At 34.8% G+C, this 22,230-nt stretch carries 26 protein-coding genes; 19 read left to right on the forward strand and 7 right to left on the reverse strand.

What is annotated here, in order from left to right; all coding sequences use genetic code 11:
• Positions 1–62: 62 nt before the first annotated feature.
• The 3 genes from RTP99_RS03560 to RTP99_RS03570 all read left to right on the forward strand — a co-directional run bounded on the left by RTP99_RS03560 (position 63) and on the right by RTP99_RS03570 (position 2,458).
• Positions 63–959 carry a permease gene (locus tag RTP99_RS03560; protein WP_000418724.1) on the forward strand — a complete coding sequence of 299 codons (897 nt, stop codon included), beginning with the start codon at positions 63–65 and terminating at the stop codon, positions 957–959.
• Between the two features lie 3 nt (positions 960–962).
• A complete protein-coding gene (locus RTP99_RS03565) occupies positions 963–1,832 on the forward strand; it encodes a TIGR03943 family putative permease subunit (protein WP_000488039.1) in 870 nt (289 codons plus the stop codon).
• Between the two features lie 119 nt (positions 1,833–1,951).
• On the forward strand, positions 1,952–2,458 hold the full coding sequence (locus tag RTP99_RS03570; RefSeq protein ID WP_000141171.1) for an acyl-CoA thioesterase: 507 nt from the start codon (positions 1,952–1,954) through the stop codon (positions 2,456–2,458).
• 126 nt (positions 2,459–2,584) lie between these two features.
• Here RTP99_RS03570 and RTP99_RS03575 read toward each other — a convergent pair whose 3' ends face one another.
• On the reverse strand, positions 2,585–2,671 hold the full coding sequence (locus tag RTP99_RS03575) for a YjcZ family sporulation protein (protein ID WP_000505094.1): 87 nt from the start codon (positions 2,669–2,671) through the stop codon (positions 2,585–2,587).
• Between the two features lie 160 nt (positions 2,672–2,831).
• Between RTP99_RS03575 and cls the strand changes: the two genes are divergently transcribed.
• The 4 genes from cls to RTP99_RS03595 all read left to right on the forward strand — a co-directional run bounded on the left by cls (position 2,832) and on the right by RTP99_RS03595 (position 5,586).
• Positions 2,832–4,016, forward strand: a complete 1,185-nt coding sequence (gene cls / locus RTP99_RS03580; protein ID WP_000680138.1) for a cardiolipin synthase — start codon at positions 2,832–2,834, stop codon at positions 4,014–4,016.
• Positions 4,017–4,046: 30 nt separating this feature from the next.
• A complete protein-coding gene (locus RTP99_RS03585; RefSeq protein WP_000340558.1) occupies positions 4,047–4,505 on the forward strand; it encodes a spore coat protein in 459 nt (152 codons plus the stop codon).
• 179 nt (positions 4,506–4,684) lie between these two features.
• Positions 4,685–4,864: a hypothetical protein gene (locus tag RTP99_RS03590; RefSeq protein ID WP_001045960.1), complete on the forward strand. Its 180-nt coding sequence runs from the start codon at positions 4,685–4,687 to the stop codon at positions 4,862–4,864.
• 101 nt (positions 4,865–4,965) lie between these two features.
• The gene (locus RTP99_RS03595) at positions 4,966–5,586 is read left to right on the forward strand and encodes an NAD(P)-dependent oxidoreductase (protein WP_000861638.1); all 621 of its coding nucleotides are present in this window, start codon (positions 4,966–4,968) and stop codon (positions 5,584–5,586) included.
• Positions 5,587–5,610: 24 nt separating this feature from the next.
• Here the strand turns inward: RTP99_RS03595 and RTP99_RS03600 are convergent, their stop codons facing one another.
• The 3 genes from RTP99_RS03600 to RTP99_RS03610 form a co-directional block, all read right to left on the reverse strand.
• Complete coding sequence (locus RTP99_RS03600; protein ID WP_000217327.1) at positions 5,611–6,093, reverse strand: DUF456 domain-containing protein; 483 nt, start codon at positions 6,091–6,093, stop codon at positions 5,611–5,613.
• A 1-nt stretch (position 6,094) separates the two neighbouring features.
• The gene (locus RTP99_RS03605; protein WP_000353746.1) at positions 6,095–7,402 is read right to left on the reverse strand and encodes a hemolysin family protein; all 1,308 of its coding nucleotides are present in this window, start codon (positions 7,400–7,402) and stop codon (positions 6,095–6,097) included.
• 208 nt (positions 7,403–7,610) lie between these two features.
• Positions 7,611–8,480: a hypothetical protein gene (locus RTP99_RS03610; RefSeq protein WP_000055297.1), complete on the reverse strand. Its 870-nt coding sequence runs from the start codon at positions 8,478–8,480 to the stop codon at positions 7,611–7,613.
• Between the two features lie 244 nt (positions 8,481–8,724).
• On the opposite strand from RTP99_RS03610, the gene cbpA reads away from it, so the two are divergent.
• The 4 genes from cbpA to RTP99_RS03630 all read left to right on the forward strand — a co-directional run bounded on the left by cbpA (position 8,725) and on the right by RTP99_RS03630 (position 12,087).
• Positions 8,725–9,372, forward strand: a complete 648-nt coding sequence (gene cbpA, locus RTP99_RS03615) for a cyclic di-AMP binding protein CbpA (protein ID WP_001220507.1) — start codon at positions 8,725–8,727, stop codon at positions 9,370–9,372.
• A 436-nt stretch (positions 9,373–9,808) separates the two neighbouring features.
• Entirely contained in the window at positions 9,809–11,146 is a 1,338-nt protein-coding gene (gene brnQ4 / locus RTP99_RS03620; RefSeq protein ID WP_073569329.1) for a branched-chain amino acid transport system II carrier protein BrnQ4, read from the forward strand.
• Between the two features lie 66 nt (positions 11,147–11,212).
• Positions 11,213–11,542 carry a chaperone CsaA gene (gene csaA / locus RTP99_RS03625; protein WP_001263035.1) on the forward strand — a complete coding sequence of 110 codons (330 nt, stop codon included), beginning with the start codon at positions 11,213–11,215 and terminating at the stop codon, positions 11,540–11,542.
• A gap of 17 nt (positions 11,543–11,559) precedes the next feature.
• On the forward strand, positions 11,560–12,087 hold the full coding sequence (locus RTP99_RS03630) for a DUF1572 domain-containing protein (protein WP_000351113.1): 528 nt from the start codon (positions 11,560–11,562) through the stop codon (positions 12,085–12,087).
• Here RTP99_RS03630 and RTP99_RS03635 read toward each other — a convergent pair.
• Together RTP99_RS03635 and RTP99_RS03640 are read right to left on the reverse strand one after the other, a co-directional pair.
• Positions 12,060–12,365, reverse strand: coding sequence for a hypothetical protein (locus RTP99_RS03635; protein WP_011040252.1), 306 nt, complete (start codon positions 12,363–12,365; stop codon positions 12,060–12,062). The two genes, RTP99_RS03630 and RTP99_RS03635, sit on opposite strands and share 28 nt — an antisense overlap.
• 4 nt (positions 12,366–12,369) lie before the next feature.
• Positions 12,370–12,666, reverse strand: a complete 297-nt coding sequence (locus tag RTP99_RS03640; RefSeq protein WP_000770752.1) for a hypothetical protein — start codon at positions 12,664–12,666, stop codon at positions 12,370–12,372.
• Between the two features lie 88 nt (positions 12,667–12,754).
• Between RTP99_RS03640 and spoIIP the strand changes: the two genes are divergently transcribed.
• From spoIIP to RTP99_RS03665, 5 genes are all read left to right on the forward strand, one after another.
• The gene (gene spoIIP / locus RTP99_RS03645; protein ID WP_001079296.1) at positions 12,755–13,909 is read left to right on the forward strand and encodes a stage II sporulation protein SpoIIP; all 1,155 of its coding nucleotides are present in this window, start codon (positions 12,755–12,757) and stop codon (positions 13,907–13,909) included.
• 224 nt (positions 13,910–14,133) lie between these two features.
• Entirely contained in the window at positions 14,134–14,631 is a 498-nt protein-coding gene (locus RTP99_RS03650; protein WP_000617585.1) for a GNAT family N-acetyltransferase, read from the forward strand.
• Between the two features lie 11 nt (positions 14,632–14,642).
• A complete protein-coding gene (locus tag RTP99_RS03655; RefSeq protein ID WP_000747655.1) occupies positions 14,643–15,383 on the forward strand; it encodes a M15 family metallopeptidase in 741 nt (246 codons plus the stop codon).
• 23 nt (positions 15,384–15,406) lie between these two features.
• Positions 15,407–15,853, forward strand: coding sequence for an NUDIX hydrolase (locus tag RTP99_RS03660; protein ID WP_000217587.1), 447 nt, complete (start codon positions 15,407–15,409; stop codon positions 15,851–15,853).
• A gap of 184 nt (positions 15,854–16,037) precedes the next feature.
• On the forward strand, positions 16,038–17,513 hold the full coding sequence (locus RTP99_RS03665; protein WP_000405424.1) for an amidase family protein: 1,476 nt from the start codon (positions 16,038–16,040) through the stop codon (positions 17,511–17,513).
• A 45-nt stretch (positions 17,514–17,558) separates the two neighbouring features.
• Here RTP99_RS03665 and RTP99_RS03670 read toward each other — a convergent pair whose 3' ends face one another.
• Positions 17,559–18,776 carry an MFS transporter gene (locus RTP99_RS03670; protein ID WP_001172136.1) on the reverse strand — a complete coding sequence of 406 codons (1,218 nt, stop codon included), beginning with the start codon at positions 18,774–18,776 and terminating at the stop codon, positions 17,559–17,561.
• A gap of 273 nt (positions 18,777–19,049) precedes the next feature.
• Between RTP99_RS03670 and RTP99_RS03675 the strand changes: the two genes are divergently transcribed.
• The 3 genes from RTP99_RS03675 (at position 19,050) to RTP99_RS03685 (ending at position 22,165) form a co-directional block, all read left to right on the forward strand.
• The gene (locus tag RTP99_RS03675; RefSeq protein ID WP_000741991.1) at positions 19,050–19,478 is read left to right on the forward strand and encodes an NfeD family protein; all 429 of its coding nucleotides are present in this window, start codon (positions 19,050–19,052) and stop codon (positions 19,476–19,478) included.
• Between the two features lie 2 nt (positions 19,479–19,480).
• Positions 19,481–20,449, forward strand: coding sequence for an SPFH domain-containing protein (locus RTP99_RS03680; RefSeq protein WP_000226264.1), 969 nt, complete (start codon positions 19,481–19,483; stop codon positions 20,447–20,449).
• Positions 20,450–20,692: 243 nt separating this feature from the next.
• On the forward strand, positions 20,693–22,165 hold the full coding sequence (locus tag RTP99_RS03685) for a 4-hydroxyphenylacetate 3-hydroxylase family protein (RefSeq protein WP_046646903.1): 1,473 nt from the start codon (positions 20,693–20,695) through the stop codon (positions 22,163–22,165).
• Positions 22,166–22,230: the final 65 nt, after the last annotated feature.

Here is a 22,230-nt window from a genome sequence, read left to right on the forward strand (position 1 = left end):
TTCAATTAATGAAATAGGGTTAAAATTACATATTGTTAATGAAAAGTTGGAGGAAATACATCATGGAATTGTTTCAATTACCGAAAGCATTCCTGCAAATGAATACAATCTTTATCTCCATATTGATCGAAGCACTTCCTTTTGTGCTCATTGGTGTATTTATTTCAGGATTCATTCAAATGTTTGTTACAGAAGATATGGTAGCAAAATGGATGCCGAAAAACCGATTTCTGTCTGTTTTAATGGCTACTTTTTTAGGGATGATGTTTCCAGGCTGTGAATGTGGAATCGTTCCGATTGTAAGGCGATTAATCGGAAAAGGGGTTCCGCCATATGCCGGGATTGCATTTATGTTAACTGGACCAATCATTAATCCAGTCGTATTATTTGCAACATACGTTGCCTTTGGAAGTAGTATGCACATGGTATGGTATCGTTCTATTGTAGCGATTATCGTAGCAATTATCGTTGGAATTATATTATCATTTATGTTTAAAGAACATCAATTACGAGATGATCACTTCCCAGAAGTGAATCATAAGCGTCCATTACGTAAAAAAATGTGGGATGTATGTACGCATGCTGTTGAGGAATTTTTCTCAATGGGGAAATATTTAGTATTAGGTGCGTTAATTGCAGCAGCAGTTCAAACGTTCGTACAAACTTCAACACTTCTTGCTATAGGACAAGGTCCGTTTTCTTCACCAGCTGTTATGATGGGACTTGCTTACATTTTATCACTTTGTTCAGAAGCAGATGCATTTATTGCTTCGTCATTCCAAAGTACATTTTCAACAGCATCACTTGTCGCGTTCCTCGTATATGGACCGATGGTGGATATTAAAAATATGTTTATGATGCTTGCGACATTTAAAACAAAATTTGTAATTGTCGTTACAGTTACAGTTACACTTGTTGTTTATGCAAGCTCACTACTCATTTATGCGATGGGGTGGTAGGTTATGTTTCGAGCATATATATTATTAGGTTTTACAATCTTAATCGCGCAGCTTCATATTTCAGGTAATATTACGAAGTATATTAATATGAAGTATGCCTACTTATCAAAAACAGCAGCTATTATATTAGGTTTTTTAACTGTTGTTCAAATTATAATCGTTTTCCAAAAAGAACATCAAAAAGAAAGAGAACAGCATAATTGTGGTTGTAATCATAGCCATTGCGGGCATGATCATTCGAAAGATGAAAATACTTGGTGGAAAAAAGCATTTTCGTACACATTGTTTTGTTTTCCGATAGTCTCAGGTTTGTTTTTCCCGATTGCAACGTTAGATTCAGATATTGTTAAGGCAAAAGGGTTTCATTTTCCAGTAGTACAAGCAGAAAGTAAAGATCCATTTATGACAAGGCAATTTCTAAGACCTGACACGAGTATATATTACGGAAAAGAAGGATACCGTGGTGTAATGGAAAAAGGAAAGAAAGAGTTTGTTACGAAAGATAGTATTGCTTTAAAAGATGAAGATTTCTTAAAAGGGATGGAAACAATTTATAATTATCCTGGCGAGTTTACTGGGAAGAAATTATCTTTTAAAGGGTTTGTTTTCAAAGATGATTCTTCTAAAAAAGAACAATATTTCTTATTCCGTTTCGGTATTATACATTGTGTAGCGGATTCTGGTGTATATGGTATGTTAGTGAAAAAGCCAGAAGGGGTAGAATGGACCAATGATGATTGGATTCAAGTTGAAGGAGAAATATCAACGGAATTTTATCAGCCATTCCATGCGAATATTCCTGTTTTAGAAGTAACGAAATGGAATAAAGTTGAACAACCGAAAGAGCAATATGTATTTAGAGGAGCCGATTGATAACATCGGTTCTTTTTTATGGACTAAGAGTTCTGAATGTTGTTAATATTAAACGTGTAGTTCATTTAGTATAGTGATTATTGAGATATTAGGGATACATCATTAAAGGGGTGATAACAATGACAGAAGTAAAGGGGAAAACGGCCAATGAATCAAGGGTGTTCAAAACGAGCCGAGTATTTCCAACAGATTTAAATGATCATAATACGTTATTTGGTGGAAAGATATTAGCCGAGATGGATATGGTTGCTTCTATTTCAGCGACGAGGCATGCAAGAAAAGAATGCGTCACAGCATCTATGGATTGGGTAGATTTTTTACATCCTGTTCGTTCTACCGATTGTGTGAGTTATGAATCCTTTGTAATTTGGACGGGTAGAACGTCTATGGAAGTATTTGTGAAGGTAGTAGCAGAAGATTTAATTTCAGGTGAGAAGCGCATCGCAGCAACGTCATTTGTTACTTTTGTTGCACTTAGTAAGGAGAACAATCCAGTTCCAGTTCCTCGAGTAATTCCTGAAACAGAAGAAGAGAAAGAATTACATCGCATTGCTGTATTGCGTGCAGAACAACGTCATATACGTAAGGCGGAGAGTAAGAAAGTAGCCACATTACTAACTTTTTAAGTTGAATATTAAGTCGTTAAAGGTATTATAACGGACTGAAATGTTTTTCATATGAAAAGCGGGCACCTAACAATAGGTGTCCGCTTTTATAGTTTTTTCATCCACATATCATATGACTGTAACTACTTAGCAGAAGCAAGCAGCACCGACGATGATTAAGAGGATAAATAATACGACTAATAGCGCGAATCCATTACCATGTGCGAAGCCCATTGTTATTTCCTCCTTTTATTTTAAGATACAACATACAATATGCAAATGAGCTATCGTTTGATATGGACATATATCATGCAATGACATATTTTCTTGAATGATATTGTATTAAAAAAGGGAAGATATAGAAATAACAGTAAGTGGAGAAAGGAAAATATCCATGAAACACTTTTTCGTTGTAATCCTTTGTGTAATAGGTGTATTCATTTGGATGAACATCGATGTGGAAATGGGGAAAAAAATGGCTAGTGAATATGAAGTAGGACAAGTTCGATTAGGTGAATTTCAACTGTATACGAACGGTGAAGAGTTATATACGAATTTATTTGAGGATATACGTAATGCGGAGAAGTACATATATATCCATTTTTATATTGTAGGTAAAGATGAAATAAGCAAAGAGTTTTTGCAGTTGCTCGAGAAAAAGGCATCTAGCGGAGTAGAAGTGAAATTGTCAGTCGATCGAATAGGTGGATATAAGCTGAAGAAAAAGACAATTCGTCAACTACAAAGCAACGGTGTCCAGTTTACGTTTAGTAAAAAACCTAAATTGAAACATTTATTCTATTCGTTGCATCAGCGAAACCATAGACGAATTGTTACGATAGACGGAAAAGTATCATATATCGGCGGCTTTAACATTGGAAAGGAATACCTTGGACAAGATCCGAAATTTGGCCCGTGGCGTGATTATCATGTGCGAGTCATTGGGAATGGTGCCACGGATATGGAAAGACAATTTGCTGCTGACTGGAAAGAAGATACAGGAGAAAAAATGCCTGTACATGAAAGTCTACCTGCAATTGGGAATGTAAAATATCAATATTTATTTTCAGATGGAAAAGGGTTATGGGAAAAATATGGAGCGCTTTTAAAGCAGGCTAAAAAGTCTTTAATTATTGCTACACCATATTTTGTACCAAGTAAAGAAATGATGAAAGAGTTAAAAGGTGCATTAAACCGCGGTGTCAATGTGAAAATTCTCGTACCATTTAAAAGTGATGCAGTATTGTTAAAACAAGCTGCCTACCCGTATTTGAGAGAGATGAACCATGCTGGAGCGGAGATTTATCAATATCGGAATGGTTTTTTTCACGGGAAAGTAACAATCATTGATGGAGAAATTGTTGATATAGGTACAGCGAATTTTGATAATAGAAGTTTTTATTTAAATTGTGAATCTAATTGTGTCGTATATGATAAAACAGTTGTTGCTGACGTATGGGATCGACTAAAAGAAGACTTCCATAAATCAAAAAGATTTTCGGAAGAAGATTTTGAGAAAATTAGTAAATGGGATTGGTTTTTAGCAAGAATAGCAAATGTTATAGCATCATATTTATAGCATATAGACAAAAAGTAGGGAGGCACTTTCATGGATTGTATGAAAGAATTGATGAGGTATAGTTATATGCTTATATATAAGGTTGGGGAGTATACAGGACAGGTAAGAGACGAAGAATTAAAGGAGCTATTACAGCATCATTTACCATATATGTTGCAAGCATATAATGAACAAGTGAATTTTCAAGAAGGAGAGAATGTACAGCATATAACTTGTGAACCAATTTCATTTCATTTTCATGAAATGGAAAAGGAAACTGATAGTAAATATACAGGTGATATTTATATTGCAACTTGTTATATTTCGCATTTGAAACGGTTAGCGTTAAAGTTTGCTCAAGTGGCAGTTGAAGTTGCAAATCCAGAATTTCGCTCGTTTTTAGAAAACTGCTTCCTGAAAATGAATCGTTATGCCTATAGTGTATGGCAATATGTCGTGAAGAAAGAGTATAAGATTAAACATGTATATGAAAAGGAGAAGTTTGTATAAGAAACTAAGGCGGAAAGATAGGCGCCTTAGTTTTTTACTTTTTGTGGAGAAAAAATGACTATATATATTATCAGAAAATTTACAAATATTTACCGTTTATTTACTATTTTTCAATCTTTCCTTTAAAAATAAAGAGTAATATGGGATTGTACATATTCTATCAAAAGGAGGAAACGCAAATGAACAAATGGGTTAAATCATTAACTGCTATGGCACTTGCAAGTTCTTTATTAATGGTAGGTTGTAGTAAAGGTGAGGACAAGAAGAAAGAAGACGATACAACAACACAACAAGAGGATAAAAAGGATAAAGAAACAAGTGGAACTGAGAAGTCTACGGATTCTAAAGAAAAGAAATAATGTAAGAATAGAGCTTCCTCTTTTATGTGAGGAAGCTTTTTTGTTGTAAATTGATTGAGATTATTGAAAAATAGAGAAAGAATGAAAGAGGGGGAAAACAAATGAAAGTATGCATATTGGGAGCAACAGGGCGAGTAGGTTCAAACATAATTAAATTAGCATTAAAAGATTCAGTAGAAGTGACTGCATTAGCGCGTGATTCAAGTAGAGTAGAAATAAACCATGAAAGATTACGAGTTATAGAAGGTAATGTATTAAATGAAAATGATATAAAGAAAGCGATAGAAGGAAGCGATATAGTAATTAGTGCACTTGGAACGGATCAAAATGGGACGTTAGCGAAGAGTATGCCACAAATTATAAAGAAAATGGAAGAAGAAGGAGTTCGTAAAATCATTACAATAGGAACAGCCGGTATTTTACAAGCAAGAACAAATCTAAATTTATATCGTTTTCAATCAACGGAATCAAAGAGAAAGTCGACAACAGCAGCAGAAGAGCATTTAGCTGCATATAAGATACTTAGTAGTAGTAATTTATGCTGGACGGTCGTTTGTCCGACGCATTTAATTGACGGTGATGTGACAGGTATATATCGAACTGAAAAAGATGTATTACCAGAAGGAGGAGCAAAAATAACAGTTGGTGATACAGCGCAATTTACGTGGAATCTATGTAGTAAAAACAAATATGAGAATAGCCGAGTAGGTATTTCCTATTAAAAAACCATCCCGCAATTGGGATGGTTAAAAGACGATATAACATACAAATATGATAATCATAATGATTTGGAGAATGGCTTTCGCTACTGTGCTGCTTAAAAAACCAACTACAGTAGCAACTCCTACTAGAAAGGCGTCTTTTGGCGCCTTTTTATGCATGAGTTCTGTAATAAATACAGATAAGAACGGTATGATAATTAAACCGAATGGTGGGAAGAAGAAAGATCCGACAATGATAGAAATCATACCGACACGTTCTCCCCATTTAGAACTTCCATATTTTTTTAAGAAATATCCATTTGCAATAAAATCAGCAACGAAAATGAATAGTGTGAAAATGACTTGAATAATCCAAAAGGAAGTTGTTAGTTCTCCACCATTTATACCGAAATGGTAAATGAAATATCCAGCCCAGACAGCGAGGATGCCTGGAATGATAGGGTAAATAAAGGCAAGAAATGAAACAATAAAACAGGCAATGATACAGATTGTTAATAATACTGTCACTTTATAGCTCCTTCTTCGTGTCTAATTTATGTACCGCAATTTTTTTCACTTGATGTCCATCAAGTTCTAGTGCTTTAAACTGAAAACCGGCAAATTCAATGGAATAACCAGCCTCAATATTTAAGTCCACTGCTTGAGAGAGGAGCCAGCCTCCAATTGTATCTAAATCACTATCATCAATATGTAGGCCAAACATATCATTCACTTCAGAAATGAGCACCTTACCGTCTAAAACAGTAAGCTTCGGCGTACGCTTTTCAATCATAGGTGATTCATCCGCATCAAACTCATCTTGAATTTCTCCAATAATTTCTTCGAGAATATCTTCCATTGTTAAAAGTCCAGCCGTACCACCATATTCATCCATAACGATTGCCATCTGAACGCGATTCTTTTGTAGATGAACTAACGTTTTGCGAATTGGAACAGTTTCAAATACAGTTAGTACTGGATGTATGTAAGATTCAAGTGGCTTATGAATGCCTTTCGTTTGATCATGAAATACTTCTTTCGTATTGATCATACCGATAATATCATCTTTATCTTTTTCGATGATAGGGTAGCGTGTATACTTTTCAGTTGCGACGATATCCATATTTTCTTCTAACGTATTTTCAGTAGATAAGCAAATCATTTCTGTACGAGGGACCATAATTTCTTTCGCAACTCGATCATCAAATTCAAAAATATTATTTACATATTTATATTCGGCTTGATTTATTTCGCCGCTTTTGAAACTTTCACCTAAAATGAGTCGTAGTTCCTCTTCAGAATGGGCCAGTTCATTTTCTTTCGCAGGTTCTAAACCGAGTAGTTTTGTGAAAAAGATAGCCGTACTATTAAGTAACCAAATGAACGGGTACATAATTTTATCAAATAAAATAAGTGGTCGTGCAAACTTAAGTGTGATTGCCTCTGCTTTTTGAATTGCAAAAGACTTTGGAACTAATTCACCTAATACAACATGGAAAAATGTAATCACGCTAAAAGCGATAATAAAGGATAAAGTATTTGCCATTGTTCCAGTAATATTAATCTTTTCAAAGAGCGGTCGTAGTAAATGTTCCACAGTCGGTTCACCAAGCCAACCAAGCCCTAAAGAAGTAATTGTAATCCCGAGCTGACAAGCTGATAAATAAACATCTAAATTAGATATGACACTTCTTGCAGCTAAAGCTTGTTTATTGCCTTCATTTGCAAGCTGGTCAATTCGACTTTTTCGTACTTTTACAACAGCGAATTCTGATGCAACGAAAAAGCCGGAAATAAGGATAAGTACAATGATGAGAAAAATATTTAATATGTCCAAGTGTATTCTCTATTCCGTCGCTTGGAATAAAGATGTCACCTCCTGCAATTATGTTATACTTTTATAATAAATCCAAATGAAAAGAATAGTCAAAGAAAAAGGGTAAATATTGGTATGTTTCTGCAATGGTTTTTGAATTTGCTGTTATTTTGTCCGCTATACAAAAGGAATAACCCTCTACTTTCAGATTCTAGAGGGTTATTTCAAATTAAGGTTTTGGAATACTTCTCGTTAAAGCGTATGATTGTTGTTTAAAGTGGTTTGTCGTCCATAGCGTTTGAAGGAATGAGAGTATACAATACGGGATATACAAAAGTAATAAGCTAATTGTAACAATAATAGGTGCATTTCCGCCGAATTGAACGATAAATTGCAATAGTCCACTTGCGTGAAAAACGCATTCCATAAAAACGAATGAAAGAATAATGGAACCTAAAATAGATTTATGATTCGAAGTAAGCGCTAAAAACAATGTATCTACAAGGAAAGAAGCTTGTTTTATTTCATATTCATTTGTATTACTTAAGAAAGGAATCCATTTTTTTATTGCTTGCATAACGATAATCATGGAAGTACTACAAACGATGATAAAAGATGAGTAGTAAGGAATCTTTATAAATTTTGTGATGTATAGGAGTAGTAATAAGACTGCGCATTGTAATAATACAGTACATAAAGAATAAGGAATCCATCTTAATAACGAAGCGAACTTTTTAACCGATTGAGGTGCTTTAAAAAATAAATGGCCAATCCCTAAGCTGATGAAGAATCCGATTGCAAGAGTAAAGGTAAAACGAACAATCGATAAAAAATATATTTCCCACATGTAAGGGAATAACGGTGTTGATTGATTAGCAGTATGTACCATCTGATTTGCTGAGAAAAAGATAGATTCGTGCATCCAATCAATCTTTGGAATTGTCATCGAAGAAAGTTGTGCGAAGTTATGGAAAATGCTTATAAAGCCGGTGATGTATGAGTATTTATGTGTAATGAATAAAGCTGGAATAGGACTAATGATAAATATAATGAGAACACCAACGATAAATTTATATATATGTGAGCGCAATAAAGACATGTAACCACCTACTCTTTGAATATTCAGAAAATTCTTATTCTTATTTTAGCTTTTTTCGGAGTAAGTTACAATATATTTTTCTTAAAGAAGTTTAGTATTGTAGTGGATAGAATTGAATGAAACGTGAATAAATTATGACAAGAAAATGAATAATTTTCAGAAAAATAAAATAAATTATTTATTTTTTTCTGAAAATATAATATAGTTATGGCACAGAAAGTATTTTAACATAAGGAGGCTGTTTATGAGGATTAAAGGGAATTATGTGCCGAAAAGGGAAGTTTTATTTTGCTCAAGTTCAATTACGATAGGGGAAGCGCTAGAGCATTTAAATAAAACTGGTTATCGTTGTGTACCAGTTTTAGATGAAAAAAAAGAGAAATATTTAGGGAATATATATAAAGTAGATATTTTAGAATATAAAGGTTCTCTGGAAGAAAATGTATTACGATTATTAAACGATAAAGAAGGATATGTCAGAGAAGATTCTTCGTTCTTTAAAGTATTTTTTACAATAAAAAAATTACCTTATTTATCAGTAGTTGATGAAAAAGGAGCCTTTCTTGGGATTTTAACGCATAAAAAGGTTTTTGAGCTATTAGAAGATGCCTGGGGCGTTCATTCTAGTAAATATTCTGTCATGATTGGGACACAAGATTATAATGGGGCTATTCAAAAATTATCGACAGTATTAAAAAAATATACAGGTATCCAAAGTTTAATGACTTTTGATAATGATGCCTTATTAGTTCGTAGAATTATGTTTACATTAGGAGAAGAGTTTAACGATGGGGAATTAGAGACGTTATTGAAAGATTTAGAAGATCACGGATTTAGAGTGGTTTATGTGGAAGAGATGAAAAATCCACGTGAAGTTGAAACGATAGAATAATATGCAAAAGCCGTCTAATTATGTTGGATGGCTTTTGTTATGTTACGTGTATAAAGTTATTTGAAAATAACGATAGGATAATAAGTGAGTCTGAAACAATATTTGTGCAAAAGAATAAAAAATGTAGATAATTTTGATTTTCAAAAAAGTCAATTTGAAAATATGTTTTTATTTTTCAACTAAATATGTTACTATATGTGTGATAAAAACAAAGAGGTCTGACAACTATACTCCACGCAATACCACTCTAATGATTTAAAAATTCAAAAAAATCAAAAAATAACAATTAGAGTAAAAATAAGGGGACTGGAGAAAATATGGAGAAAGACACTGCTTTGTAAGGGGCATATTTTATTAGCTTGAACAGAGAGGAGGATGCATAGCATATTGTGAAAATAGAGATAAACAATGAAAAAGTGCTATGCAAATGAAAAGCATGAAGGGACGTTTAAGGCCAGGTGATACGGTAGCAATTGGTTTAATGTTATTTGCACTATTTTTAGGAGCAGGAAATTTAATTTTCCCACCAGTTTTAGGACAACAAGCTGGAGAGAATGTTTGGGTTGCTACAATTGGATTCCTTGTAACGGGAGTCGGATTACCTCTATTAGCTGTAACAGCTGTCGCGTTTGTAGAGGGGGACTTGAAAGCGTTATCTTCTAGAGTTCACCCTATATTTGCGTTTGTTTTCCCATTGATTAGTTATTTAGCGATTGGACCTTTTTTCGCGATTCCGCGTACGGGAGCCGTTTCATTTGAAATGGGTATGAAGCCATTTTTATCAGAAGCATTAGTTTCCGAATGGTACATGCTATTTCTTTTCACTATAATTTTCTTCGGAATAACTTGGTATTTATCTTTAAATCCATCAAAATTAGTGGATTGGTTCGGGAAATTTCTTACACCGTTGTTAGTATTAATTGTTGCTGTAATTGTCGGAAAGGCAATTGTTGATCCGATTGGAGAACCAGCTGCACCGCTAGAGGCATACAAGGAAAATGCTTTCTTTGGTGGATTTATTCAAGGATATTTAACGATGGATGCAATTAGTGCGCTTGTATTTGGAATTGTAGTTGTACAAGTTATCCGCTCTAAAGGAATAAAAGAGAGTAATCAAATTGCAAAAATAACAGTAGTATCAGGTATTATCGCTGTACTTGGTTTAACGTTAATCTATTTATCACTTGCTTATCTTGGTTCAACAAGTACATCACTTGGGGTATCAGAGAATGGTGGACTTATTTTAACGAATGTTGTAAATGAGTTATATGGAACAAGTGGTAAAATTTTATTAGGACTTGTTATTGTACTTGCTTGTTTAACAACTTCTGTTGGATTAACATCAGCCTGTGCTGGCTTCTTTACAAACTTATTCCCAAAACTTTCGCATAAAACGATTGTAACAATGGTATGTGTATTTAGTTTAATTGTATCTAACCTAGGTTTAACACAATTAATCGCAGTTACTTTACCAGTATTAATGATCATTTATCCAGTTGCAATCGTATTAATTGTACTTTCTTACTTCCATAAATGGATTGGGAAGCGTAATACCATTTATATTGGAGCTATTTTAGGTGCGTTGTTAATTAGTTTCTTTAACGGTTTAGAAAGTGCGAAGATTAAAATTGACGCGATTTCTAACGTACTACAAATGTTACCATTATATAAAGAAGGAATAGGATGGTTAATCCCATCATGTATTGGCGGGATCCTCGGTTTCTTCTTCTATAAATCAAATGAATCAAGTGAACTACAAAAGAAAGGTGCTTAGGCGCCTTTCTTTTTTTAAAGGGGATTTTTTTGTTTTGTCTAAGTAATAAATGAAAGGAGTGATAAAATGGCTAATTTTGAAGATTTTTTAACTTTGGATTTACGGATTGGGACTGTAACACATGCAGAGGAATTTAAAGAAGCGAGAGTTCCAGCGATTAAACTAGAAATTGATTTTGGAGAGCTTGGAATGAAGCAGTCAAGTGCTCAAATTACGAAGAGATATACCCCAGAAGATTTAATCGGTCAGCAAATCGTTGCTGTTGTAAATTTTCCGCCAAAGCGTGTAGCGGGATTTAAATCAGAAGTGCTTGTTTTAGGAGGAGTACCTGAAGCGGGTGATGTTGTATTACTGCAGCCTAATATGGAATTACCAAATGGAACAAAAATTAGTTAATGTAAAGGCGGGGGAACATGGATATTGGACGCGAATACGTACAGTGTGCCGTTTCGAATTTTGAAGCAACAAAGAAACAAGGGGAACGGGTGCTTTCACAATTATCATATGAACAGATTGAATGGTCTTCTCATGAAGCAACAAATAGCATAGCAATTATAATTAAGCATCTGCACGGTAATATGCGTTCTAGATGGACGGATTTTTTAACATCTGACGGTGAAAAAATAGATCGTAACCGAGATGCTGAATTTGAAGGTGGTTATTCTTCTAAGAAAGAGGTACTCGCAGCATGGAATGAAGGTTGGGAATATGTTTTTAAAACGATGAATGCGCTAACGCCAGAACATTTATTGCAGACGGTATATATTCGCGGTGAAGCACATACTGTCATGCAAGCAATTGAAAGACAAATTTCTCATTATGCTTTGCATATTGGACAAATGATTTACATCGGTAAAATGTTAAAAGAAAATGAGTGGGAATGTTTAAGTATTCCTAGAGGAAAGTCTAACTTTCATTTAGAGAAAAAGCGTTCAACATAATAATAGGAAAGAAACCGATATAAAATTGGAAGTAAGAAAACAAGCCAAATGATAGATGGCTCTGCAGTCATAAGAATGCTACCAACAATCAGCCCATATATAATAAGAAAGAAATTAATAAGTGTATTCACAGGGATAAATCGTGAGATAAAAACTTGCTGTCGTTTAAAACAATCACTATGAAATACATAAAAGCGGAAGTACCATGTGGTAGTAATAAGATCTTTCTTTCGCGTAATTCTTTTTTGGCATGTATGACAGATGAACGGTGGTTGCATTTCATTACGCTCCATTTTCTATATTTGTAATAATGTAGGACAAAAGTAGGTACAAAGTGTATATCCCTATATACGCTCCTGATATAAGAAAAAATGGATTTAGTAAAATCCCATGAATACTTGTCATAAAAACTAAGTCTTGTATTAAAACATCATATGTATGAATAGAAATGATTGTACCGAGTACATAAAGTGCTAGATATGCTGAAATATGTAACGCAACACGGATGGTAGGATGCTTAGCAAGCCAATAAAAAATAAATGATAGTACAACGGGTAGTGTTCCTATTAGTAGTTTCAATTCATTTCACCTCATTAACAATATAGCCTGAATTTAGACGGTCTATTCTCTAGAGCTTGTACATAACTTGAAATAGAGAGGTGATAGTATGAATCGAGGCTTTTTTTATGTGAAATTCACGAGTGTACGTAAGTTAGTATTATTTATTATTGCTACAGTACTAGCGACTTTTTTTCTTATTAGTATGATGGTAACCTCTATGAAAGAGACGAAGTCAACGTATTTATATAATTGGTTAAATGAGTTATCAATGAATGGTTACATGTACGTTCTTGGGAAAGAGAATCATTATTTTACACAGGAATATCGAAATTTAAATCAAGATTTTTCAATATCTTCGTTTCTCTTTTCTATGGCTACGAATATTCGTTTTAACGATGTACGCAGTTTTGTCGGCAAAGAGCTACCTGGTTTCGGTAAGTACGATACAGAAATTGTTATTGCGGGGGAAGGAACAAATTATTCTAACTTGCCTATAGAGTCGAGCGTTCCACTTGAAGAAGTAGTAAAAGAACGGACTGGAGAAGGTGGACAGGCTCAAAAGCCGGATACGAATAAAGAGAAAAAGCAACCAGCTCAAACGACAGGAAAACGACAAGTTGCATTTATTTATCATTCGCATAGCTGGGAATCTTATTTGCCATTATTGAATTTAACAAATGATCCAAATCCGAATAAAGCCACAAGTTCCGTAACGAATATTTCAATAGTCGGCGACCGATTTCGTGAACAATTAGCAAATGAAGGAATCGGAGCAACTAACGACAAGACTGATGTTGGTCAAAAGTTGATTAGTAAAGGGTTAAATAGTAATAGTTCTTATAAAATGTCACGGGAAATTGTACAAGAAGCAATGGCCGGCAATAAAGAATTACAATACTTCTTTGATTTACATCGTGATAGTGCTCGGAAAAATGTCACGACAAAAATAATCGGTGATAAATCATATGCGAAGCTTGCGTTTGTAGTAGGGAAAGGTAACAAAAACTATGAAAAAAACTTGCAATTAGCAACGGCTTTACATGAGACGATTAGTAAAAAATATCCAGGCGTTAGTCGTGGTGTCATTCAAAAAGGATTTCAAACAGGAAATGGTGTCTACAATCAAGATTTGTCAGGACAAGCGATATTAATTGAAGTTGGTGGCGTAGATAATACAGAGGAAGAACTAAATCGATCGATTGATGCGCTAGCTAAAGCGTTTGGTGAATATTTCTGGCAAGCAGAAAAAGTGAATGGATAAAGTGAAACAGAAATGAATGCGAGAGTCTGAAAAAACGTGAGTGTAATGCTTGCGTTTTTTTGTAATTAATGATGCGTCACAGAATAGACATAATTTGTCGATGTTATAGTAATATCGAAATTTGTCAAATTATACTGGGAGATTTACAAAGGGATTTTCGGGAAAGTAGAGAAAATCTTTTTACAAGGAAAGCTTTTTATTATGAAATTGGTAGGGTGATTGAAGTGATTAGGGAAATCAAAGTAGAAGATGCAGCATCATTTTTGCAATTAAGTAAGCAATTAGATGAAGAAACAAAATTTATGTTGTATGAACCAGGAGAAAGGAAATTCACAGCCGAGCAACAAGAGCAAATGATTCAGCGCTTTGTAGAAAATAAATATGCAACAATATTGGTAGCAGTTGAAGAAGAGAGAATAGTAGGGTTTATTTTAGTGAATGGAAATCATATTCAAAGAAAGAGACATGTAGCAAGTATTGTAATTGGGATTTTGCAAGAGTATAGTGGGCAAGGTATTGGGACTAGATTGTTTAAAGAGGTCGAGAAGTGGGCAAGATTACATGATGTATGGCGTTTAGAATTAACGGTAATGGCCCACAATACAAGAGCTCAGGCACTATATAAAAAAACTGGATTTGAGAAGGAAGGTGTCAAAAGAGCTGCTCTTATTATCGATGGAGAGAACATCGATGAGTATGAAATGGCCAAATTATTAAAATAAGAGGTCGTTATATGAAAAAAAGATGGATACTACTTGGTATCGTAGCGGCGATACTCATTGTTGGAGTAGCGGGAATCAATTATAAAATGTATAAGGATAAGCAAGCGCGCGAGGTGAATGTAAATAACATATTTCCGAAAGCGAAAGAAACGATTGCGAATATGGATGGAGATATTGCGGTAATTAGTAATCCGAATTCAATGCTTGTGCTTGTGAATAAAAGTAGGCGTTTACCAGATGGGTATAGACCGCCAGATTTAGTTATTCCGAAAGTGCGCTACTCTAGTGAAGGTGATCAAGAAAAGAAAAAAATGAGAAAAGAGGCGGCCGGTGCGCTTGAGGAAATGTTTCAGCAAGCGGATAAGGAGCGTGTTTTCTTATTTGCAGTCTCTGGATTTAGATCTTTTGATCGGCAAAAAGCGTTAAATACAATGTATAAAAAACAAGATGGAGAAGCAAAAACAGCGATGTCGAGTGCAGTTCCTGGAACGAGTGAACATCAAACTGGACTAGCTATGGATATCACATCACAATCTGCTAAGTTTCAGTTAGAGACAATTTTTGGTGAAACGAAAGAAGGGCAGTGGCTTTCTGAAAATGCCCATAAATTTGGTTTTGTCATTCGATATACAAAAGAGAAAGAATCGATTACGGGCTATCGATTTGAACCATGGCACGTGAGGTATGTGGGAAATCCACAAGCTACATATTTATATGAAAATCAACTGACACTTGAAGAAGTAGCGCAGTGAACAATTGAGGGGAGAGAAGGATTATGACGGTGTTATATAAGAAAAAAGTACACGCATATGTGACAAGAGAAAAAGAAGGAGTTATGCAACTGCTTGTTTTTAAACATCGTGATATACCTGAAGCTGGTATACAAGTGCCAGGGGGAACAGTTGACGAAGGGGAAACGCTAGAAGCAGCGATTTTACGTGAAGTACAAGAAGAGTCTGGGTTACGTCATTTATGCATAGAACGATTCCTAGCTGATTATATCATACATGTGAGAGAAAAAAAGGAATATGAAAAACGCCATTTCTTCCACGTAACATTACTAACAGATGTAAAAGATCGTTGGGAACATATTGTAAGTGCCGGTGAGGAAGATGAAGGCCTAGTATTTTGCTACGAATGGATTGATATTGCAAAATGCCCTGAATTAGCGGGGAAACAAGGTGAGTTTTTACATTTGTTAGATGAGGTATATGTAAAATAATAAAAGAGTCTGAAGCGGAAGTTAATTCGTTTCAGACTTTTTTTATTTTTCAGGAAATAAAAGGTTTTTACATCGGTAAGTTGAATTCTTATAGAGGGATTGTAGTTGTATATGTGAGGAGCGGAGAAAATGAAAAAGTAATAGAGACATGCTATCAATAAAGGTTTATAGAAGGAGAATGAAAATGGAGATTCAGTTCAATACACTACTACAAAAAGAATTAACAATTCATGATATACAAAGAGCGATGGAAGATGGAAAGTTAACTTCAAAAGAACTAGTTATGTATTACCTTCATAGAATCGCAAAGTATGATCAAGATGGACCGGAAATTAATTCTATTTTAGAAATCAATCCAGATGCCATCTTTATTGCTGAAGCGTTAGATTATGAAAGAAAGATTAAAGGTATAAGAGGTCCATTACATGGTATACCGGTTTTACTTAAGGATAATATTGAAACGAATGACTCTATGCATACAAGTGCAGGTACGATTGCGTTAGAACAAAATATAAGTAGTGAAGATGCATTTCTCGTTACGAAGCTGCGAGAAGCAGGAGCAGTGATAATAGGGAAAACAAATATGACAGAATTAGCAAATGCAATGTCATTTGAAATGTGGGCTGGATATAGTGCGAGAGGTGGGCAAACAATAAACCCTTACGGTACGGGTGAGGATGATATGTTTGTTGGTGGCTCAAGTACAGGATCTGCCATAGCAGTTGCTGCTAACTTTACAGTAATATCGGTTGGAACAGAAACGGATGGTTCTATTTTGAGTCCAGCTGTTCAAAACTCTGTAGTCGGTATTAAACCGACTGTTGGTTTAATTAGTCGTAGAGGCATTATTCCGTTTACGTATTCGCAAGATACAGCGGGGCCATTTGCTAGAACAGTAACAGATGCCGCTATTTTGCTAGGGAGTTTAACAGGGATAGATGAGAAAGATGTAGCTACTCGTAAAAGTGAAGGGATAGCAGAACATGATTATACAAAGTATTTGGATGTTAACGGTTTAAATGGAACAAAGATTGGTGTATATAACAACGCACCAAAAGATTATTATAAATCTGGTGAGTATGATGAGAATTTGTTTAAGGAAACAATTGAAGTATTACGTAGTAAGGGTGCGACAGTAGTAGAGGATATTAATATTCCGTCTTTTCATAGAGAATGGAGCTGGGGTGTATCGCTCTATGAATTAAAGCATAGTTTAGATAACTATCTTTCGAAATTGCCTTCTACTATACCAGTCCATTCTATTTCAGAGTTAATGGAGTTTAATGAAAACATAGCAGAAAGAGCTCTGAGATATGGACAAACTAAGTTAGAAAGAAGAAAAGATTTTCCTAATACGTTAAGAAATCCACAATATTTAAATGCAAGATTAGAAGATATATATTTTTCACAAGAACAAGGCATTGATTTTGCACTGAAAAAATATAATCTTGATGCGATTCTGTTCCCTTCTTATATAGGCTCCACTATATGTGCGAAAGCAGGTTATCCGTCTATAGCAATACCTGCGGGATATATGGATAACGGGAGACCATTTGGAATTACGCTTGCAAGCACTGCTTTTCGTGAGGGGACTTTAATTAAACTCGCATACGCTTTTGAACAAGCGACAAAGCATCGGAAATCTCCTAACTTATCATAAATAAAATAAATAGGGCAGGAAATCCTGTCCTATTTATTTTGTTCATTAAAGTGACATGTTTTTTTGCTTTGTCTTATCATATTTTAATAAGTTAAATGATAAACAAGCAGAGCACAATATAAGGATTGAAGAGAGAATATAGATCGTACGAACACCGAACAAATCGGTAATAATGCCAACACTCAGCATAGAAAGGCCAGAAGCTGTTGAGAGAAGAGCGCCGTGAGCTGTATACATCTTTGATAATAAAGATGGAGCGACGCTGGATTGTAAAACAGTTGTTTGAGAAATATCTCTAATTTGATAACATGGTCCCATTAGAACGCACAGAAAAAGCGCAATAAAGCCGCTACTTGTCATACCATATAAAAATGTAAGAATACTAAACAGAAGAGAGCCTACCGCCATAGAGCGTATTAAATTGTTTTGAATGTATGTACTCATTTTCCACGCTAATAGACCGCCAATTAACGTCCCAACATAATAACTTGTATTAATAAATCCCCACCATTCTTCTCCTTTATGAAGGACAGTTGTTACATAAGCCATCGTAATAGCACCCATCCATATCGTCCCTGCAAAAGTTTCAATTAAGTCCATACATGTAACAGTACGGAGAGAAGGGTTTTGAAATAAGAGCTTCCAACCTTCCAATAAAGTATCACCTTTTGAAGAAGAAGGCTCTATTACTCGTTCAGTATGTATGGAACGTAATGAAAAGTGTAGTGCAACACATCCGAAAATCATCAAAATATTATTCATCATGAGTGTAGAAGAAGCACCGATAAGAAGCACAATAACACTTGTAAATGAATAAGCAGCGGCTTGCGCAATTTGTGTGGAAAAGGAAAAAATGCTATTTACTTTTACTAATTTTTCTTTCGGTGTAAGGCGCGGAAGAATACCGTATAGTAATGGAGCGCTCCAGCCACTACATAATGAAATGAAAAAAATGAAAATGAATAGTACTACAATGTTTGTGGAAAGGATCGGGAATAATATCATTAATAAAAATAATAGAGCAGTTTTTATCCACTGCAGTGTAAAAAGTAATGAATAAGATGGAAAACGATTCATTATAAGTGGTGCAGATGTATTTGCTATAAGATTAGTTATAACTTGTAATAATGGAAAAAGAGCAGTTAATGTAGCTGATTTCGTTGTGATATACATATGAGTTGTAATAATCATTACGTATACGATGTCAGCGAGAGTAATGCATATTTTCGATCCTAAATAGTAAGTCAATGAGCGTTTTTGCAATAAGTACACACCCTTTCTGGGGAAAATATGACAGTAGTTATAATAATTATAATTTAAAAAATAAATTTTGAAAGAATTAAATTTTTTGTCACTTTTTGAAAGGGAAATTCATGTATAATGAAGAATATATTAATATAGTATTTTAATAATACTCATTATAACAGTGAATATGTACAATAGCTCGTAGTAAGCGCCCACGTATGAGAAAGGGCGGATAAACCATTCTTTTCTTCATATACATATAGAAAATGAGAAAGAAAGTGAGGGTTGCATATGGCTGCTTGGGTAATTTGGTTTATAATAGCTGGTATTTTATTTATTGCGGAAATGCTGTCGATTACATTTTACATGCTTTGGCTTGGAATTGGAGCTGTTGTCGGAGGTCTTATTGCTTTGTTTGTTCCTGAAGCACTACTGTTACAAGTTGTTGCTGGCGCGATTGTAAGTTTAACATTGACTTTCTTTACAAAAAGAATATCAAAAAACTTTCGGGAAGCAAAAGGTTTTACTGATACAGTAGATATGCTTGCAGGTAAAAAAGGGATTGTTATGCAAGCGATTACAAATGAAGCGAACGGCATTGTGAAAGTGGATGGAGATACTTGGACAGCTATTGCAGATGATCCAATTGATGCCGGAGAAAAAGTTATTGTTATAAAGAGGCATAGTACTATATTACAAGTAAAAAAGGAGAGTGAATAAATATGGTAGCATTAACGTTAACGATTATTTTCGCATTAATTGTTGTTACATTTATCGCATTAACAATCAAAATTATTCCACAGCAAAAAGTTGGAGTCGTTGAAAGATTTGGTAAGTTTCAGCGTGTTATGCAGCCGGGATTAAATTTATTAATTCCGATTGTGGATCGCGTTCGCGTATATCACGACTTGCGTATTCAACAAACAAATGTACCACCGCAGAAGGTAATTACGAAAGATAATGTACAAGTGGAAATTGATACAATTATTTTCTATCAAGTCGTTGAACCGGAACTTGCGACATATGGTATTTCGAACTATGAATACGGTGTACGTAACATTACTTCAGCAACGATGCGTCAAATCATTGGTAAAATGGAACTGGATGAAACGTTATCTGGTCGTGAAAAAATTTCAACAGAAATTCGCTTAGCACTTGATGAAGCTACAGAAAAATGGGGCGTTCGCATTGAACGTGTTGAAGTTGTCGATATTAATCCGCCGAAAGATGTGCAAGCATCAATGGAAAAACAAATGAAAGCAGAGCGTAATAAACGTGCGATCATTTTAGAAGCTGAAGCTGCAAAACAAGATAAAGTCCTTCGTGCTGAAGGGGAGAAGCAAAGTAAAATCTTAATGGCTGAAGGGGATAAAGAAGCACGTATTCGAGAAGCTGAAGGTATTAAAGAAGCAAAAGAATTAGAAGCACAAGGGGAAGCAAGAGCGATTGAGGAAATTGCGAAAGCAGAACAAAATCGAATTGAATTACTTCGTGAAGCAAATTTAGATGAGCGTATACTTGCTTACAAATCATTTGAATCATTAGCTGAAGTTGCGAAAGGGCCAGCAAATAAAGTCTTTATTCCGTCTAATGCAATTGAAACACTTGGTACTCTTGGGGCAATTGGTGAAATTTTTAAAGAAAAACAGGCGAAGAGATTACCTTCTTCAGATACACCAAACGAACAATAAGAGTGGAAAGAGAAATGGGAAGCCGTTTCTCTTTTTATTTTTTAGCATGGTTTTATAGATTACATGTGTGTGGGACGGAAAAGCGTTCTTTTGCATATTTACTAAAAAAATTTAAAAATTTCATAATATGAAATCAAAGAGAATTTGTAAGAAATAAAATTGATATAATAATTGAAAATTCAGTCATCTAATGAAGTTTCTAAACTTTTTATTATATTATTATGGGAAATTGGAGGGGAAAGAATGGGCATTAGAACAGGGGAACAGTATATTGAAGGATTGCGAAAAAGAAATCCTGAAATTTGGATTGGCGGGAGAAAAGTAACGGATGTAGTAAATGAAGATGTTTTTCGTGAACCGATTTTACAAATTGCGAACTTATATGATATGCAGCACCATCCAGAATATCAAGATAAAATTACTCATATATGCGAAGAGACAGGGGAAAGAGTATCAAATGCATTTTTAGTTCCTAAAAATTATGAGGACTTAAAGGCACGCCGTGAATTATTTGAAGTATGGGCAAAAGCTACTTTTGGTTTAATGGGCAGAACACCTGATTTTTTAAATGTAACGGTTACCTCGATGGCAAGTAATTCGTGGTTTTTTGAGAAGTTTAATCCAGAATGGGGAGCGAATATAAAAAATTACTATAAACATATAAAGGATAATGATTTGTTTTTAACACATGCAATTATTAATCCACAAAATGATCGGAGTAAGGCTTCCCATCAACAAGAAGATGAAACAATGCATTTAGGGGTAGTAAGTGAAACAGCAGAAGGGATGTACGTGAGTGGTGCTAAAATGTTAGCGACACTGGCGCCGATTACGGATGAGGTAATTATATATTCATATCCGAGTTTTAAACCAGGTGATGAACGTCATGCGATCTCTTTTGCAGTTCCGATTGATGCGCCAGGACTCAGGGTTCTATGTCGTGAGCCGATGCAAGATGGAAAACGTTCTTTATTTGATCATCCTCTTGCATCAAGGTTTGAGGAAATGGATGCATTACTAGTATTTCATAATGTGTTTATCCCGTGGGATAAAGTATTTATTTATCAAAGTGTAGAAGCTGGTAATCAATTGTACCCAAAAACAGGAATTGGTCATCAACCAGCGCATCAATCTGGAGTAAGAGGATTAGTAAAACTATCATTCGCTGCTGAAGTAGCTATGAAAGTAGCAGATTCGATAGGAGTAGATGGGTTTTTAAATGTACAAAATCAGTTAGCAGAGCTGATGCAAGATGTCGAAACGATACGTGCACTCCTGCAAGTAGCTGAATATGAGTATGAAACAAATTCATATGGAGAAGTTATTCCTGCGAGGCTACCGCTTGATACCATTCGTAGTTTATTACCAAAGATGTATCCACGTGCTATTGAGATTATTCAAACCATTGGTGCGGGTGGATTATTAATGTCACCAACAGGTGCAGATTTTATGACCCCCGAGATCCAAGATGATATGCAAAAGTATTATATCGGGCGTGAAGGCGTATCCTCTGAGGAACGAGTTCGTTTGTTTAAATTAGCGTGGGATTTATGCGGTGAAGCTTTTGGGCAACGATTATTACAATATGAGCGTTATTATTCTGGAGATCCGGTGCGTAAAATGGGAATGTTTTATAATGCGTATAAAAAACAACAAACTTTTTCACTTGTGAACAATGCGTTGCAATCGAGTTCATCTGAAGAAGCCTTAAGTTAAACGAAAATGTTTACGCTTACATTTATATTTAAAAAAGGAAGGAGCAATAGATGATAAAAAGAATT

The organism is Bacillus sp. (in: firmicutes) (assembly GCF_031983925.1).
Classification (GTDB): domain Bacteria; phylum Bacillota; class Bacilli; order Bacillales; family Bacillaceae_G; genus Bacillus_A; species Bacillus_A pacificus.

Excerpts from the sequence above, each read along its gene's own strand:
- RTP99_RS03585 (WP_000340558.1), top strand. The coding sequence starts at position 4,047 with ATGGATTGTATGAAAGAATTGATGAGGTATAGTTATATGCTTATATAT.
- RTP99_RS03565 (WP_000488039.1), top strand. The coding sequence starts at position 963 with ATGTTTCGAGCATATATATTATTAGGTTTTACAATCTTAATCGCGCAG.
- spoIIP (WP_001079296.1), top strand. The coding sequence starts at position 12,755 with ATGAATCGAGGCTTTTTTTATGTGAAATTCACGAGTGTACGTAAGTTA.
- RTP99_RS03680 (WP_000226264.1), top strand. The coding sequence starts at position 19,481 with ATGGTAGCATTAACGTTAACGATTATTTTCGCATTAATTGTTGTTACA.
- RTP99_RS03685 (WP_046646903.1), top strand. The coding sequence starts at position 20,693 with ATGGGCATTAGAACAGGGGAACAGTATATTGAAGGATTGCGAAAAAGA.
- cls (WP_000680138.1), top strand. The coding sequence starts at position 2,832 with ATGAAACACTTTTTCGTTGTAATCCTTTGTGTAATAGGTGTATTCATT.
- RTP99_RS03630 (WP_000351113.1), top strand. The coding sequence starts at position 11,560 with ATGGATATTGGACGCGAATACGTACAGTGTGCCGTTTCGAATTTTGAA.
- RTP99_RS03590 (WP_001045960.1), top strand. The coding sequence starts at position 4,685 with ATGAACAAATGGGTTAAATCATTAACTGCTATGGCACTTGCAAGTTCT.
- RTP99_RS03665 (WP_000405424.1), top strand. The coding sequence starts at position 16,038 with ATGGAGATTCAGTTCAATACACTACTACAAAAAGAATTAACAATTCAT.
- RTP99_RS03610 (WP_000055297.1), bottom strand. The coding sequence starts at position 8,480 with ATGTCTTTATTGCGCTCACATATATATAAATTTATCGTTGGTGTTCTC.
- RTP99_RS03575 (WP_000505094.1), bottom strand. The coding sequence starts at position 2,671 with ATGGGCTTCGCACATGGTAATGGATTCGCGCTATTAGTCGTATTATTT.
- cbpA (WP_001220507.1), top strand. The coding sequence starts at position 8,725 with ATGAGGATTAAAGGGAATTATGTGCCGAAAAGGGAAGTTTTATTTTGC.
- RTP99_RS03635 (WP_011040252.1), bottom strand. The coding sequence starts at position 12,365 with ATGCAACCACCGTTCATCTGTCATACATGCCAAAAAAGAATTACGCGA.
- RTP99_RS03660 (WP_000217587.1), top strand. The coding sequence starts at position 15,407 with ATGACGGTGTTATATAAGAAAAAAGTACACGCATATGTGACAAGAGAA.
- csaA (WP_001263035.1), top strand. The coding sequence starts at position 11,213 with ATGGCTAATTTTGAAGATTTTTTAACTTTGGATTTACGGATTGGGACT.
- RTP99_RS03655 (WP_000747655.1), top strand. The coding sequence starts at position 14,643 with ATGAAAAAAAGATGGATACTACTTGGTATCGTAGCGGCGATACTCATT.
- brnQ4 (WP_073569329.1), top strand. The coding sequence starts at position 9,809 with ATGAAGGGACGTTTAAGGCCAGGTGATACGGTAGCAATTGGTTTAATG.
- RTP99_RS03675 (WP_000741991.1), top strand. The coding sequence starts at position 19,050 with ATGGCTGCTTGGGTAATTTGGTTTATAATAGCTGGTATTTTATTTATT.
- RTP99_RS03560 (WP_000418724.1), top strand. The coding sequence starts at position 63 with ATGGAATTGTTTCAATTACCGAAAGCATTCCTGCAAATGAATACAATC.
- RTP99_RS03570 (WP_000141171.1), top strand. The coding sequence starts at position 1,952 with ATGACAGAAGTAAAGGGGAAAACGGCCAATGAATCAAGGGTGTTCAAA.
- RTP99_RS03595 (WP_000861638.1), top strand. The coding sequence starts at position 4,966 with ATGAAAGTATGCATATTGGGAGCAACAGGGCGAGTAGGTTCAAACATA.